The following is a 14572-nucleotide window of genomic DNA, read 5'->3' on the forward strand; positions in this document are numbered from 1 at the left end:
TCGGTCAGCTGGTGCCGGCGCCGTCCGGCCCGGCACCGGCGGGCTCAGGTGCCGGGCCGTCCGGGCCCCCGGCGGCGGAGCGGAGGGCCTCGACCTGCGCGGCGGCGCGGTCGGCGGCCGCCTCGCGCCGGTGCTCCGCCACCCGGCGCAGGTGCTCGTCCCTGTCCCCGATCCCGCGCCGGGCGGCCTTCTCGTGCGCGTCGGCCGCGGCGTCGTGGCTCCGCGCGGCCCGCTCGTGGCCGGACACGGCCCGGTCGTGGGCCTCGTGCGCGCGCTCCGCGGCCTGCTCGGCGCGCTGCTGCGCCGACGCGACGTCCTCCGGCGAAGACGCGCGCTCGGACCCGATGCGGGCCAGCCGCTGGCCGACCTCCCGGGCACGGAGTCCCGCCTCCGCGGCCCGCGACGCCGCCTGGCGGCCGGGGGTGTCCTCTGCCATCGCTCGATTGTCCTCCCGCCACCCCTCGTCGCACAGGTCCGGCGCGGTCACGGGACCGGGTCGCCGCGCAGTACCGGCAGGACCGCGGCGGTGAACAGGTCGACCAGGGCGGCCCGCTCGGCGCCCCGGCTGACGGGGGAGAAGACCAGCGTCTCGGCGCCCGCGTCGGCGTACTCCCGGACGCGGGCGGCCACCCGGTCCGGGTCGCCGTGCAGCAGGTAGCGGTCGGCGAGCGGGTCGAAGTCCTGCTGGTAGACGGCGCTGACGGTGTCGACCACCTGCTGCCGGGAGCGGGCCTGGTCCTCACCCACCCCGCCCCAGCAGAAGACCGCCCCGCGGACCGCCGCCGGGTCCCGGCCCGCGGCCTCGGCGGCCTCGCGCACCTCGGCGAGGCTGCGGGCGAGCTGCTCGGGCGTGTACATGTACGGCATCCACACGTCGCCGAACCGGCCTGCCCGCCGGATCGCCGCGGGCCGCCGCCCGCCGAGCCAGATCGGGGGCCCGCCGGGCTGCACCGGGCCGGGGTCGAGGGTCAGCCCGGGCACGCGGGTGAACCGGCCGGCGAAGTCGACCGGGCCGCCGGCCCACATCGCCCGGAACAGCTCCAGCGCCTCGTCCGCCCGCGCGCCGCGCTGCGCGACGTCCACCCCGGCCGCGGTGAACTCCGGCGGGTACTCGCCGCCCACGCCGACGCCCAGGTCGAACCGGCCGCCGCTGACCCGGTCCAGGGTGGTGGCCAGCTTGGCCGCCAGCGCCGCCGGGTAGAGCGGCACGACGGTCAGTGCGCTGAGCAGCCGGATGCGGCTGGTGGCGCCGGCCGCGGCGGCCAGGGCGACGAAGCCGTTCGGGTGCGTGCTGTGGAAGAACAGGTGCTCCCCGCTGGCCACGCCGTCGTACCCGGCGTCCTCGGCGGCCCGGGCCTCGGTGGCGACGGCGGTCTGGTCACTGCTCAGGGACAGGACGACGCGCACGGCTCAGGCCTGGCCGCTGGAGGTGACGTCGTCCGAGCGGGCGGCCCCGCTGAGCACGCCGAGGGCGAGCTCGCGGATGCGGAAGCGCTGCAGCTTGCCCGTCGCCGTCGTCGGCAGCTCGTCGAAGACCAGCACGTGCCGCGGGCGCTTGAACGCCGCCAGCCCCTCCCGGCAGAAGGCGACCAGGTCGTCGGCGGTCGTCGCCGTGCCGGGGAGCAGCACGACGCAGGCGACCGGCTTGTCCAGCCCGTCGGCGTCCGGGATGGACACGACCACGGCCTGGTTGACGTCGGGGTGCTGGCGCAGCCGTTCCTCGACCTCGGTGGGGGAGACCCAGATCCCGCCGGCCTTGATGATGTCGTCGGTGCGGCCGAGCGAGGAGTAGTAGCCGTCGGCGCTGCGCACGTAGGTGTCCCCGGTGCGCACCCACGGGCCCTGGAACACGCGCCGGGTCACCTCGGTGCGTTGCCAGTAGCCGGTGGCCGCCGAGCTGCCCCGGACGTAGAGGTGGCCCGGGGTGCCGTCGGCGACCGGGACGCCGTCGTCGTCGACGATCTTCGCCTCGTAGCCGGCGACGATCTCACCGGTCGCGCCGGCGCGGGTCCGGCCGGGCCGGCCGCTGATGAAGATGTGCAGCATCTCCGTCGAGCCGATGCCGTCGAGCATCTCCACGCCGAACGTGCCGGTGAACCGCTCGAACAGCGCGGCCGGGAACGCCTCCCCGGCCGAGACACAGGCCCGGACCGACGCGAAGGCGTCGGCGGGCAGGCCCGCGGCCAGCAGCGCGGCGTAGTAGGTCGGCCCGCCGAAGAACAACGTCGGCCGGTGCTCCCGCAGCACCCGCAGCGTGCTGGCCGGGTTGGGCCGCCCGCGGTCCAGGACGGTGCTCGCCCCCACCGCGAACGGGAAGGTCAGGCTGTTGCCCAGGCCGTAGGCGAAGAAGATCTTGGCCGCCGAGAAGGTGACGTCGTCCGGGCCGATGGCCAGCACGTCGCGGGCGTAGGTCTCGGCGGTGTCCCGGAGCGAGCCGTGCCGGTGCATCGCGCCCTTCGGCGTGCCGGTGGTGCCAGAGGTGTACAGCCAGAACGCGGGGGAGTCGGCGACCGTGGGATAGGGCTCGACGGCCTGCTCCCGGGCCTGCGCGCCCGCGGCGAGGAACTCCGCCCAGGTGCGCACCCGGGCGCCGGCCACCTCCGGGAGCGGGTCCCCGGTCAGGACGACGACGTCGGCGAGGTCGCGCGCGCCACCCACGGCCGGGGCCAGCCCGGCGAACTCCGCGCTGAGCGCGACCAGCCGGGCTCGGCTGTCCCGGACGAGGACGGCGATGTCCTTGGCGGTGAGCATGGTGCTCACCGGCACCGGGACCGCGCCGATCCGCAGCCCGGCGAGGAACGCGGTGACCAGCTCGGGGGTGTCGGCCATGCACAGCAGCAGCCGCTCCTCGGGGCGGACGCCGGCGGCGATCAGCGCCGCGGCGAACGCGGTGACCGCCTCGTCGAGCTCGCCGTAGGTGACCGTGCGGACGCTGCCGTCGAGGTCGATTGCGGTGATCGCCCGCTTGTGCGGGGTGGCCCGCGCGTGCCGGGTGACCAGCCACTCGGCGGCGTTGAACGGCTCGGGCCCGGCCGGGGCGAGGTCGGGCAGCGGCGGGGTGTCGAGGACGGCCACGGGATCGGCCCTCTCTGCTCGGGCGGCCCTCCTGCAGGGGCCCGCCGCGAGCGTGCGAGCGGTGGGGGGCAGGAGGGTCCTTCTAGAACCGCACGTAGTCGTACTCGACCGGCAGCTGGTTGATGCCCACCGACGGCGGCGCGATCCAGCTCGCGAACTCCCCGGCCTCGTGGCAGGGCACCATCAGCTCGGCGACCCGCGCGCGGTCCTCCGCCGTCGGCAGCCACTCGTCGGCCTGCGCGGTCCAGGTGGCCTCGTCCACGATCTCGCCGGACGGGGTGACCCAGTGGCCGGCGAAGGCGCCCACCTTGCGGGAGAAGCCCTGGTGCGGCAGGTACAGCGTGGGCTCCAGGCCCGCCTTCTCCAGCTCGCCGTTCCATCGCTTGACGCCCGCGCGGCAGTCGTCGGCGTACTCGTTGCGCAGGTCGAGGTTGAGCGCGGTGAGCATCGGGACGGTCCGCGTCGTCATGACGCCGTCCTCGATGATCGGGACGTCCATCGTGAGGTCGGTCAGCACGTGGTCGTCCTTGCGGCGGGACTCCATCCACCGGCCCTTGAGCCCGGCGGTGAAGTAGGACGCCGCGTTGGAGGAGACCTCCGAGCCGAACAGGTCCAGCGACAGCGAGTAGTGCAGGTTGAGGTACTTCTGGATGACCGACAGCGGGATGCCGCCGTGCTCCCACACGTCGTCGGTGCCGTGCTCACGCATCAGCTCGGCGGTCTGCTGGACGGTGCGCTGCACGCCCGTCGTCCCGACGAACATGTGGTGCGCCTCCTCCTTCAGCATGAAGGTGCAGGTGCGCGCCAGCGGGTCGAAGCCGCTCTCCTTGAGCGTGCCGAGCTGGTACTTCCCGTCCCGGTCGGTGAAGTAGGTGAACATGAAGAACGACAGCCAGTCGGTGGTCTCCTCGTTGAACGTGCTGAGGATCCGCGGCGAGTCGTAGTCACCGGAGTTGCGCTGCAGCAGCTGCTCGGCCTCCTCGCGGCCGTCCCGGCCGAAGTAGGCGTGCAGCAGGTAGACCATCGCCCAGAGGTGGCGGCCCTCCTCGACGTTGACCTGGAACAGGTTGCGCATGTCGTACAGCGACGGCGCGGTCATGCCCAGGTGGCGCTGCTGCTCGACCGACGCCGGCTCGGTGTCGCCCTGGATCACGATGAGCCGGCGCAGGTCCGCCCGGTACTCGCCGGGGACCTCCTGCCAGGCCGGCTCGCCCTTGTGCCGGCCGAAGCCGATCGTCCGGTCGGGGTCGCGCTCGGCGAGGAAGATGCCCCAGCGGTACTGCTCCATGGGCACCCGGTCGAAGTGCGCCCAGCCGTCCCGGCCGACCGCGATCGCCGTCCGCAGGTAGACGTCGTGCGTGGGGATGGAGGGCCCGAGGGTCTTCCACCAGTCGAGGAACTTGGGCTGCCAGCCCTCCAGCGCCCGCTGCAGCTTGCGGTCACCGGCCAGGTCCACGTTGTTGGGGATGCGCTCGCTGTAGTCGATCGTCGACAGCGGCCCGGTGGGGGCGGGGGCGTCGCCGGTGACGGTGCCGGTCGACGGCGTCGATTCGGTGGCGGTCATCGTCAGACCCGCTTCCTGTCGTAGTCGGCCCGCTCGCCGGTGCCGTAGCGGCGCAGGGCTCCCTCGGGGCCAGCGGCGTTGGGCCGCTGGAAGATCCAGTTCTGCCAGGCGGTGAGCCGGCCGAAGACCTTCGTCTCGGGGGTCTCCCGGCCGGCGAAGCGCAGGTTGGCCTCCATGCCGGTGAGCGCGTCGGGGGAGAAGCTGGCCCGCTCTTCGACGGCCAGCCGGATCTCGTCGTCCCAGTCGATGTCGTCGGGCGTGCTGGTGACCAGGCCCAGCTCCGCGGCGTCGGCGGCGAGCAGGTCCCGGCCGGCGGCGGCCTCCGCGGCGGCCAGCTCGTCGGCGCTCCCGAGGAACCGCACCTGCAGCCGGGTCAGGCCGTTGCCCATCGGCAGCAGCCCGGTGTTGAACGCGTCGAGCCGGACCACCGCGGGGGGCTCGGGCTCCTCGTCGTCCTCGAACCGCCCCTCGAGCATGTACTGCCGGTCGGCGGCCAGCGCGACCTCCGCCAGCACCCCGACGAAGCAGGAGCCGGGCTCGACCAGCGCGAACAGGCTGCGCGAGGTGGTGTCCAGCCGCTTGAGCACCCGCCGGGCGAAGGCGACCGTCTCGTTGACCAGCCAGTCGTCGCGGTGCGCGAGGAGGAACGCGTCGTGGTCGGCCACCGCGGCCGGGTCGCCCTCGGTGCGCAGCAGCCAGGTGCCGATCGCCGGCTCGTTGGTCCGCAGCCGCAGGACGACGTCGTCGAGCTCGCGGCACACCGCCAACAGCCAGGCGGCGTCGCCCTGCGCGTGCAGCTCCTCGACGCTGCCGGGGACGGCGTCCGGGCCGAGCACGGTGATCGCAGCGGTGCCGGCACCCCGGTCGAGCACCACGCGGACGTGCCCGTAACGGGTGGTGTCGCCGTCGACCTCCCGGCGCAGCGGGGTCAGCGCGACGCCGGCAGCCCCCGCGCCCGGGCGGGTCGAGGTGGCGGCGAGCTCCGCGGCGCGCCGGGCGACCTCCGCGGGGAAGTCGCGGGCCTTGGCGACGGCGTCGACCAGGCGCCACCGCACCGCCCGCTCGCCGCGCACCCCCTCGGCGGTGGTGGCGAAGACGTCGGCCAGGTCGCGGCGCACGCCCCGCTTGTCGACCACCCGGGTCAGCCCACCGGTGCCGGGCAGGACGCCGAGCAGCGGGACCTCGGGCAGGGACACCGCCGAGGAGTTGTCGTCGACCAGCAGGATCTGGTCGCAGGCCAGCGCCAGCTCGTAGCCGCCGCCGGCCGCGGCCCCGTTGACCGCGGCGAGGAACGGCAGGCCGGAGGAGGCCGAGGCGTCCTCGATGCCGTTGCGGGTCTCGTTGGTGAACTTGCAGAAGTTCACCTTCCAGCCGTGCGACGAGGCCGCGAGCATCCGGATGTTGGCCCCGGCGCAGAACATCCGCTCCTTGGCGCTGGTGACCACCACCGCCCTGACCTCGGGGTGCTCGAAGCGGATCCGCTGCACCGCGTCGTGCAGCTCGATGTCCACGCCGAGGTCGTAGCTGTTCATCTTCAGCTCGTAGCCCGGCACGATCCCGCCGTCCTCGGCGACGTCGAGGGTGAGCGTGGCGACCTCGCCGTCGACCGCGAGCGTCCAGTGCCGGTACTGCTCGGGCGAGGTGTCGAACGAGACCTCGGTCGTCGCGGCGGGCTCGGGGTCCCCGCCGGCGCCGGTGGCCGGGCGTTCGTCGAGGGTCGTCACGCGTCCTCCAGGGATCGGGTCGGTGTGGCGCGCGTCACTCATCCTGACGTGCTACACGATCCGTGGCAAGGAGCACCTGGGCTGTAGCTTGCGCCGGTGCCACGATGAGGGCGTGGAGGTCGTCGAGGGGCCGGTCGTCACCCGGCGCCAGGAGCTGGGCGCGGCCAGCGCGCGCAGCCTGCTGCTCACCGTGCTGGGCGAGTTCCTGCTGCCGGCCCCGGCTCCGGTGTGGACGGCGACCCTCATCGACCTGCTCGCCGACCTCGACGTCGCCGAGAAGGCGGCCCGGCAGGCGATCATGCGCACCGCCGACAGCGGCTGGATCGAGGCCGGCCGGGTTGGCCGGGAGACCCGCTGGAGCCTCACCGAGGCCGGGGTCCGGCTGCTGCGCGAGGGCACCGAGCGGATCTACGGCTTCGCGGCCGGGGAGCGGCCCTGGGACGGGCGGTGGCTGGTGGTCAGCGTCGCCGTCCCGGAGAACAACCGCCCCCTGCGGCAGCGGCTGCGCACCCGGCTGGGGTGGGCCGGCCTGGGCGCGGTCAACGCGACCACCTGGGTGACCCCGCGGGTCGACCGGGAGGCGGAGGTGCGGGGCGTCCTCGACGAGCTCGGCCTGCTCGAGGGCAGCTGGTCGTGGCTGGCGGCCGCCGGGCAGGTCGGCGACGAGCGCTCACTGGCGCGCACCGCCTGGGACCTCGACGCCATCGAGCGCCGCTACGAGGACTTCCTGGAGCTGGTGGGCCGCCGGCGGCCGCGCACCGACCGGCAGGCGCTGGTCGCGCAGGTCCGGCTGGTCCAGGAGTGGCGGCGGTTCCCGCTGCTGGACCCGGGGCTGCCGCGGGAGCTGCTGCCGCCGCGGTGGAGCGGCAACCGGGCGGCCGAGGTGTTCCGCGAGCGGCACGCCGTGTGGGCCCCCCGCGCGCGGGCGGCCTGGCGCGAGCTGGCGGGGCAGGATCGCTGACGTGCTCGACGGACACCTCCTCGTGGACGCGCACGTCCACGTCCCGCACCTGTCCACGCTGGCGCCGGCCTGGATCGACTGGGCCCGGCAGTTCGGCCGGCCCGGGGTCCTCGAGGAGGTGTGGCGGCCTGACGGCAGCCCGGACCCGGCCGCGTTGGGCCGGCTGTTCGCCGAGGAGGGGGTCGACATCGCGCTGCTGTTCTGCGAGTACAGCCCCAAGGCGACCGGCTACCAGCTCTTCGACGACCTGCTGCCGCTGGTCGAGCACGACCCGCGACGGTTCCGGCCGGTGGCCAACGTCAACCCGCACCTGCACTTCCCGATCGCCCGGGAGCTCACCCGCCAGCTCGACCTCGGCGCGGCCGCGCTGAAGATCCACCCCGTGCACGGCGGGTTCCGGGCCGACGACGCGGCGATGTACCCGGCCTACGCGGTCCTGGTGGAGCGCGGGGTCCCGCTGGTCGTGCACTGCGGCACCAGCAGCTTCCCGGGCTCGACGAACGCCTACGCCGACCCGCAGCTGCTCGACGCCGTCCTGCGCGACTTCCCCGACCTGCAGGTCGTGCTCGCCCACGGCGGCCGGGGCTGGTGGTACGACGCCGCGGCGTTCCTGGCGGTGTCCCGGCCCAACGTCTGGATCGAGCTGTCGGGGCTGCCGCCCAAGCGGCTGCCGGAGTACTACGCCCGCTTCGACCTGGCCCGACTGGCGAGGAGGTGGATCTACGGCACCGACTGGCCCGGCGTCCCCGGCCCGGCGGCGAACGCCCGCGCCGTGGCCTCGCTGGGGCTGCCCGAGGAGGTCGTCCCGCTGGTGCTGGGCGGCAACGCGCTGGGCGTCTACTCGGGGCTCGTCCCGGCCTGAGCCGCCTACCATCGCGTCGTGGTCGATCCTCACCCCCTCCGGGTCGACGTCGAGCGGCGTCGCCCTCCGCACGAGCGTGAGGCGGTCACCTCCGCCCGGCTGGCGGCCGCTCGGCAGCAGATCGCGCTGTCCGACCAGAGGGTCCAGCAGCTGCGGGAGCTGCTGGCCACCAGGACACCGCCCCGGCCGGGGTCCGGGGCGGTCGACAGCGGACCGACCGACCCCGACCGGTCGCTGGCGGGGCTGGAGGACGACCTGGCCTGGGCGCTCGAGCAACTGGAGATCCGCACCCAGGAGGTCCGGTCGCTCCAGGGCGCCCTCGCCGAGAGCGAGCGTGAGCTGGCCGCCACCATGCGTGAGCTGCGAGCGCTCAACGAGGAGCTGCAGGAGCTGAGCAACCGGGCCGCCGAACGGCTGCCGACCGGCTCCCGCCGGCCGGATCCCCGCCTCTCGGGCTCCTGAACCGCTCGCAGCCCCGGGAGGCGCCGACGGGAGCAGCTCAGTCGCCGTCGTCCGCCGGGTGCTCCTGCTCTGCTCGGTCGAGGTGCCGGTCGGCCTTCTCCGAGATCCGCTGCGCGTGTTCGCGGACCTGCGCCGCGGAGGGGTGCCGGTCGGCGACGTGGAGCAGGAGCTCCTCGGTGCGGTGTTCCGCCTCCGCGACGCGGCGATGGCTGTCGGCGACCTCGCGTCGCACCCGCGCCCGCGTCTCCCGCGCCCGGAGCGTCACCTCGTCGGCGTCGTCCGGGCTGGCCACCCCTGGAGGGTAGGCGCGCGCACGCCCACCCGGCAGGGCGGTGCGCCACCGGAGCGCCGTGCGGCGGGCGCCGGCGGAGGCGCGGCGACGCTTGTCGGCGGTACCGCGCCGCGGGACCCTCGACGCATGGAGTCCGATGGGCCGACCGCCCACGAGGACGTGCAGGGCGCCGGGCCCGAGCGCGCGCGGGCCGAGCCGACGCGCCTCACCCGACGACTCCGGGAGGACGTGCGGCACCACCAGGAGCGGTTGCGCGAGATCGCCGGAGAGGTGGCCGCGACGGAGAGCCACGTCGCTGCCACGTTCCGGAGGATGGCCGAACAGGCGCGCGGGAAGGGCCGCCTCGAGGACGCGCGGCGGCTGGAGACCGAGGCCGACAAGGCCCTGTCAGGTGCCGAACTGCAGCGCAGGCGCGCCCAGCAGGGGCCGCCCGCTCAGCCCTTCGGCGAGCCCGATCAGGTCCGTGCCGAGCAGCGCGCCCGCGCGGTGCGCCGCGCCCTGGACGAGGCGACCCGGCGACGGGAGGAGGCCGCCTTCCGCCGCGACGAGGCCGCCCTCCGCCGCGACGAGGCCGCCCGGCGGCGGGACGAGGCCGCGGTGGAGCGCGACCACCGGGCCGCGGAGCGCGCCGAGGCCGCGGCACGGCGGAGAGCGGACGATCGCACGGGCGACGACGCCGGCCCCGGCAGCGCCCAGCGGGAGCGGCTCCGGGCGGCCTGGGACCGCGACGCCGCCCGTCTCGACCGCGACGCCGCCCGCAACGACCGCGAGGCCGCCGCGCGCGACCGGGCCGCGGCCGAGGCCGATCGTGAGCAGTCCGAGGTGGATCGGGAGACCCGCTACTGACCGGGAGCGACCCCTGGCGTGTCCCCGCTCCGAGCATCAGTCAGGATGGAGCGGATGCACTCGGGGGAAGGAGAGGTCGGCCGTGGGCAAGCACCGGGCACCTGACGCGGACCCCACCGACTTCGACGCGGCGACCAGCGCCCTCGTCGACGTCAGCGGCGACTACCAGGTCGACGCGGCACACACGCGCATCGGCATCCGCGCCCGCCACGCCATGGTGACGACGGTGCGCGGCTCGTTCACCGACTTCTCGGGGACCGCGCACCTGGACGTGGCCAACCCGCCGGCCAGTTCGGTGACGCTGCGCATCCGGACCGCCAGCGTCGACACCGGCCAGGCCGACCGCGACGGCCACCTGCGGTCGGCGGACTTCCTCGACGTCGAGCGGTTCCCCGAGATCGTGTTCGTCTCCACCGACGTCGAGCAGGTCGACGAGGAGACCTACTCGGTCACCGGCGACCTCACCATCCGCGACGTGACCCGCCCGGTGACGGTCGACTTCACGCTGACCGGCTCGGCCAAGGACCCGTTCGGCAACACCCGCGTCGGCTTCGAGGGCGCGCTGGCCATCAAGCGCAGCGACTGGGGCCTGACCTGGAACACCCCGCTCGACACCGGGGGCGTGCTGGTCAGCGACCGCATCCAGATCGAGTTCGACGTCTCCGCCGTCCGCAGCGCCTGACGCCCTGCGCCGGCTGAGTCCTCGGCCGACCGTGTGCGCTGACCGGCAGGTACTCCGGGCCGACCTGCCCGTCTGCGCACACAGTCGGGTGGAACTCGGGCGATGGAGCTGCCTCAGCGGGGCGGCGCCATCGTGCCCTCGGTGAGGAACCGGGTGTGCCAGCTCAGCGCCTCGGCGAGCAGGTGCGGGGTGTGCCGGCCCGGGGCGTCGCGCACCGCGCGCTCGAAGTAGTCGCGCAGCAGCGGCCGGTAGTCCGGGTGGGCGCACCGCTCGATGACCAGCTCGGCGCGCCGCCGCGGGGCCAGGCCGCGCAGGTCGGCCAGCCCCTGCTCGGTGACGATCACGTGCACGTCGTGCTCGGTGTGGTCGATGTGGCTGACCATCGGCACGATCGCCGAGATCGCGCCGGCCTTGGCCGTCGAGGGGGTCATGAAGAACGAGATGTAGGCGTTGCGGGCGAAGTCGCCCGAGCCCCCGATGCCGTTCTGGATGCGGCTGCCCATCACGTGGGTGGAGTTGACGTTGCCGTAGATGTCGGCCTCGATCAGCCCGTTCATGGCCAGGACGCCGAGCCGCCGGACGATCTCCGGGTGGTTGCTGATCTCCTGCGGCCGCAGCACGATCCGCTCGCGCAGCGTCGCCGCCTCGGCGTCGAACCGCGCCGTCCCCTCCGGGCTCAGCGAGAACGCCGTGGCCGACGCCGACACCATGCGGCCCGAGCACAGCAGCTCGAGCATGCCGTCCTGGATCACCTCGGTGTAGGCGGACAGGCCCTCGAACGACGATGTCCCGAGGCCCGCCATCACCGCGTTGGCGACGTTGCCCACGCCCGACTGCAGCGGCAGCAGCTCGCGCGGGACCCGGCCGCGGGCCACCTCGTGCTCGAGGAAATCGACGATGTGCCCGGCGATGGCCCGCGAGGCGGCGTCCGGCGGGGAGAAGGGGCTGTTGCGGTCGGGGGCGTCGGTCTCGACGACGGCGACGACCTTGTCCTCCGGGCAGCGCAGGTACGGGACGCCGATCCGGTCGTCCGGGCGCACCAGCTGGATGGGCCGGCGGGCCGGCGGGAGCGCGGTGCCGTAGTAGACGTCGTGCATCCCGTCGAGCGCCGCGCTCTGCCAGGAGTTGACCTCGAGGACGACGCGGTCGGCCCGGTCCAGCCAGGTCTTGTTGTTGCCCACCGACGACGAGGGCACCAGGTCGCCGTCGGCGGTGATGCCGCTGACCTCGACGACGGCGACGTCGAGCGGGCCGAGGAAGCCCTCCCACGCCATCTGCGCGACGTGCGACAGGTGCACGTCGATGTACTCCATGAGCCCGGCGTTGATCTTCTCGCGGCTGACCGGGTCGGACTGGTAGGGCAGCCGCAGCTCGATGCCGTCGGCGGCGGCCAGCGCACCGTCGAGTTCCGGGGCGGTGGAGGCGCCGGTCCAGACGTTGACCCGGAAGGGGTCGCCCGCGGCGTGCGCGTCGTGGATCTCCCGCGCCAGCGCCTGGGGGACGGCCTTCGGGTAGCCGGCTCCGGTGAAGCCGCTCATCCCGACGGTGTCACCGTGCCGGACGTGGGTGGCGGCGACCTCCGCCGGGACGACCTTGCGGGCCAGGCCCGCGTGCCGGATGCGGCCCGACTGCGCCATGAGCCCGAGGCTACGCGGCTCCCGCGGTCACGCAGCCCGAACCGGCGGCCAGACGGCGAGCAGGGTGCGGACGGCGGTCACCAGCGCCAGCGGCTGGTCGAGCATCGGGTGGTGCCCGGCCTCGGGCAGGTCGACCACCGGCAGGCCGCCGGGCACCAGCGCGACCATCTCGGCGGCCATCTCCGGCGACACCAGGCCGTACTGGCAGCGGAACAGCGCCGCGGGCGCGGCCAGCCGCGGGAGGAGCTGGCGCACGAGGGGCCGGGTGCCGAAGAACGCGGGGTCGAACTTCCACGTCCACCCGCCCTCGACCGGCCGCAGCGAGCCGCGGGCCACGTGCTCCCGGACCGACGGCAGGCAGGCCTCCTGGGGCGGCAGCGTGCGGAAGCGGGCGACGGCGGCGGCGAGGTCGGGGTGGACCCTGTGCCGCCGGGGCTGCTCGCGCAGCGTCTGCTCCTCCGGCGGCTGGCGGTCCAGCGGCGAGTCGATGACCGCGACCCCGGCGACGGCGTCCCCGTGCTCGACGCCGGTGGTCAGCGCCACCCAGCCGCCCATGCTGTGCCCGAGCACGACCGGGCGGGTCAGCTGCTCGGCGGCCGCGACGGCGAGCACCTCACGCGCCCACCGCGCCATGCCGTAGGCGTCGCGGCGGTCGCTGTCCCCGTGCCCGCTCAGGTCGGGGGCGACCACCCGGTGGGTGTCGAGCAGCGGCGCGACGTGGTCCCACCAGCCCGAGTGCGCCGCCCCGCCGTGGACCAGCACCAGCCCCGGGCGGCCCGGCTCGCCCCAGGCCCGGTAGTGCACACGCGCGCCGTCGACCGTCACGTCCCGGTGCTCGGGCGCGACGGCGACCGCGCGGGTGAACCAGGCCGGCGCCTCCTCGGCGGCGTCCGGGACGGCGGTGGGGGACACGGGCACTCCTCGCGGCGTCACAGGGGCCCGGGGCGCCCGGAACGTCCCCGGACGGTAGGCACCCCTCGGCTCGGGGGCCGGGCGCGCCGCCGGTCCGACGTTGACCCCCTCCCCCGGGCTGGCTAGGGTCGCCGTGCGGCAAGGGAACCAGTGTGCGGATCCCGCACAATCGACGACGAGGAGCCCCATGGAGCTGGAGTCGATACTCGACCCCACCGGCGCGTCCGACACCACCGCTGACACCTCGCTGGCCCCGCGGCTGACCACGCTGCGCGGCCGGACGCTGGGCCTGCTGGACAACACCAAGCCCAACGGCGCCGCCCTGCTCTCCGAGCTCGGGTCGGTGCTCACGGCGCGGTACGGCGTGAAGGAGGTCCTGATGTACAGCAAGCCGTACTTCGGGACGCCGGTGGAGCCGACGCAGACGCAGCGGATCTTCGAGGAGTGCGACTTCGCGATCACCGCGATCGGCGACTAGGGCTCCTGCAGCGCGGCCAGTTTGGCCGACGGGATCCTCCTGGAGCGGCAGGGCGTGCCGGCCGTCTCCATCTGCACCGACCCCTTCGCGATCACCGCGCAGGCGATGGCCCGCACCTACGGGTTCCCGGGCTTCGACTACGTCTCCATCCCGCACCCGGTGGCCAGCCTGGACGCCGAGGGCATCCGCCGCCGCGTGGCGGAGATGCTGCCCCGCGTCCTGGAGATCCTCGGGGTCGAGGAGTGACCGGGGGCGGCGCGTGAACGCGACCCAGCAGGCCGTCGAGCACGTCTACGTGCAGGGCTGGACCGACGGGCTCCCGGTCGTCCCCTGCGACGCCGAGGCGCTCGACGCGCTCCTCGCCCGGGTCGACCGCGACCCGGGCGAGGTGCTGCTCGAGATGCCGCAGCTCAACCGCGCGGTCACCGTGCGGCTGGCCGCCATCAACGCGGTGATGGCCGGCTGCCTGCCCGAGTACTTCCCGGTGGTCGTCGCCGCCTGGGACTCGCTGCGCGAGGAGGGCTACCCGCGCAAGGGCATCTGGCAGAGCACCACCGGCACGGGCACCCTGCTGCTGGTCAACGGCCCGATCCGGCAGGAGCTCGGCGTCAACAGCGCCGGGAACCTGTTCGGCCCGGGCTTCCGGGCCAACGCGACCATCGGCCGGGCGGTCCGGCTGGCCGCGATCAACGCCCTGGGCCTGCGGCCGCACGAGCTCGACCAGGCCACCCAGGGGACGCCGGCCAAGTACACCTGCTGCATCGGGGAGAACGAGGAGCAGTCGCCCTGGGCGCCGCTGTCCGTCGACTGCGGCCTGGCCCCCGAGGACAGCGCGGTCACCGCGTTCACGATGCGCTCGACGCTGCACATCGAGGCCCGGCACACCGGCGTCCCCGAGCAGCTGCTCGACGACGTCGCCGGCAGCCTGCGGCGCACCGGCGCGCTGCTGCACCAGAGCGTCAGCGCGCTGGTCGTGGGGGGGGGGGGGGGGGGGGGGGGGGGGGGGGGGGGGGGGGGGGGGGGGGGGGGGGGGGGGGGGGGGGGGGTGGGGGTGGCGGTGGTGGGCGGTGGGGGCGG

At 74.9% G+C, this 14572-nt stretch carries 13 protein-coding genes and 2 pseudogenes; 7 read left to right on the plus strand and 8 right to left on the minus strand.

What is annotated here, in order from left to right; all coding sequences use genetic code 11:
• Positions 1–4: 4 nt before the first annotated feature.
• From ACI789_RS22995 to boxC, 5 genes are all read right to left on the minus strand, one after another.
• Positions 5–436 (minus strand): hypothetical protein, encoded by a 432-nt coding sequence (locus tag ACI789_RS22995; protein ID WP_457011829.1) that lies wholly within the window; start codon positions 434–436, stop codon positions 5–7.
• Positions 437–483: 47 nt separating this feature from the next.
• Positions 484–1407 (minus strand): LLM class flavin-dependent oxidoreductase, encoded by a 924-nt coding sequence (locus ACI789_RS23000; RefSeq protein ID WP_457011830.1) that lies wholly within the window; start codon positions 1405–1407, stop codon positions 484–486.
• Positions 1408–1410: 3 nt separating this feature from the next.
• The gene (locus ACI789_RS23005; RefSeq protein ID WP_457011832.1) at positions 1411–3075 is read right to left on the minus strand and encodes a benzoate-CoA ligase family protein; all 1665 of its coding nucleotides are present in this window, start codon (positions 3073–3075) and stop codon (positions 1411–1413) included.
• Positions 3076–3157: 82 nt separating this feature from the next.
• The gene (gene boxB, locus ACI789_RS23010; RefSeq protein ID WP_457011834.1) at positions 3158–4639 is read right to left on the minus strand and encodes a benzoyl-CoA 2,3-epoxidase subunit BoxB; all 1482 of its coding nucleotides are present in this window, start codon (positions 4637–4639) and stop codon (positions 3158–3160) included.
• A 2-nt stretch (positions 4640–4641) separates the two neighbouring features.
• Complete coding sequence (gene boxC / locus ACI789_RS23015; protein WP_457011836.1) at positions 4642–6363, minus strand: 2,3-epoxybenzoyl-CoA dihydrolase; 1722 nt, start codon at positions 6361–6363, stop codon at positions 4642–4644.
• Positions 6364–6475: 112 nt separating this feature from the next.
• Between boxC and ACI789_RS23020 the strand changes: the two genes are divergently transcribed.
• Genes ACI789_RS23020 through ACI789_RS23030 form a run of 3 tightly spaced genes read left to right on the plus strand, consistent with a single transcriptional unit; the run spans position 6476 to position 8648 of the window.
• Positions 6476–7324, plus strand: coding sequence for a PaaX family transcriptional regulator (locus tag ACI789_RS23020; RefSeq protein WP_457011838.1), 849 nt, complete (start codon positions 6476–6478; stop codon positions 7322–7324).
• Position 7325: 1 nt separating this feature from the next.
• Positions 7326–8186, plus strand: coding sequence for an amidohydrolase family protein (locus ACI789_RS23025; protein ID WP_457011839.1), 861 nt, complete (start codon positions 7326–7328; stop codon positions 8184–8186).
• 18 nt (positions 8187–8204) lie between these two features.
• Entirely contained in the window at positions 8205–8648 is a 444-nt protein-coding gene (locus ACI789_RS23030) for a hypothetical protein (RefSeq protein WP_457011841.1), read from the plus strand.
• Positions 8649–8685: 37 nt separating this feature from the next.
• On the opposite strand, the gene ACI789_RS23035 is transcribed toward ACI789_RS23030, so the two are convergent.
• Positions 8686–8940 carry a hypothetical protein gene (locus ACI789_RS23035; protein ID WP_457011842.1) on the minus strand — a complete coding sequence of 85 codons (255 nt, stop codon included), beginning with the start codon at positions 8938–8940 and terminating at the stop codon, positions 8686–8688.
• A 126-nt stretch (positions 8941–9066) separates the two neighbouring features.
• Between ACI789_RS23035 and ACI789_RS23040 the strand changes: the two genes are divergently transcribed.
• Positions 9067–9786 (plus strand): hypothetical protein, encoded by a 720-nt coding sequence (locus ACI789_RS23040; protein ID WP_457011844.1) that lies wholly within the window; start codon positions 9067–9069, stop codon positions 9784–9786.
• An 82-nt stretch (positions 9787–9868) separates the two neighbouring features.
• Positions 9869–10468 (plus strand): YceI family protein, encoded by a 600-nt coding sequence (locus ACI789_RS23045; protein WP_457011845.1) that lies wholly within the window; start codon positions 9869–9871, stop codon positions 10466–10468.
• Between the two features lie 113 nt (positions 10469–10581).
• Here ACI789_RS23045 and ACI789_RS23050 read toward each other — a convergent pair whose 3' ends face one another.
• Positions 10582–12105 carry an acetyl-CoA hydrolase/transferase family protein gene (locus ACI789_RS23050; protein WP_457011846.1) on the minus strand — a complete coding sequence of 508 codons (1524 nt, stop codon included), beginning with the start codon at positions 12103–12105 and terminating at the stop codon, positions 10582–10584.
• Between the two features lie 27 nt (positions 12106–12132).
• The gene (locus ACI789_RS23055) at positions 12133–13017 is read right to left on the minus strand and encodes an alpha/beta fold hydrolase (RefSeq protein WP_457011848.1); all 885 of its coding nucleotides are present in this window, start codon (positions 13015–13017) and stop codon (positions 12133–12135) included.
• 187 nt (positions 13018–13204) lie between these two features.
• Between ACI789_RS23055 and ACI789_RS23060 the strand changes: the two are divergent.
• Both ACI789_RS23060 and ACI789_RS23065 read left to right on the plus strand, forming a co-directional pair.
• Positions 13205–13741 (plus strand): annotated as a pseudogene (locus ACI789_RS23060) (UGSC family (seleno)protein).
• A gap of 13 nt (positions 13742–13754) precedes the next feature.
• Positions 13755–14572 (plus strand): annotated as a pseudogene (locus ACI789_RS23065) (hypothetical protein); the annotation flags it as partial.

It is taken from the genome of Geodermatophilus sp. SYSU D00965 (assembly GCF_054050075.1).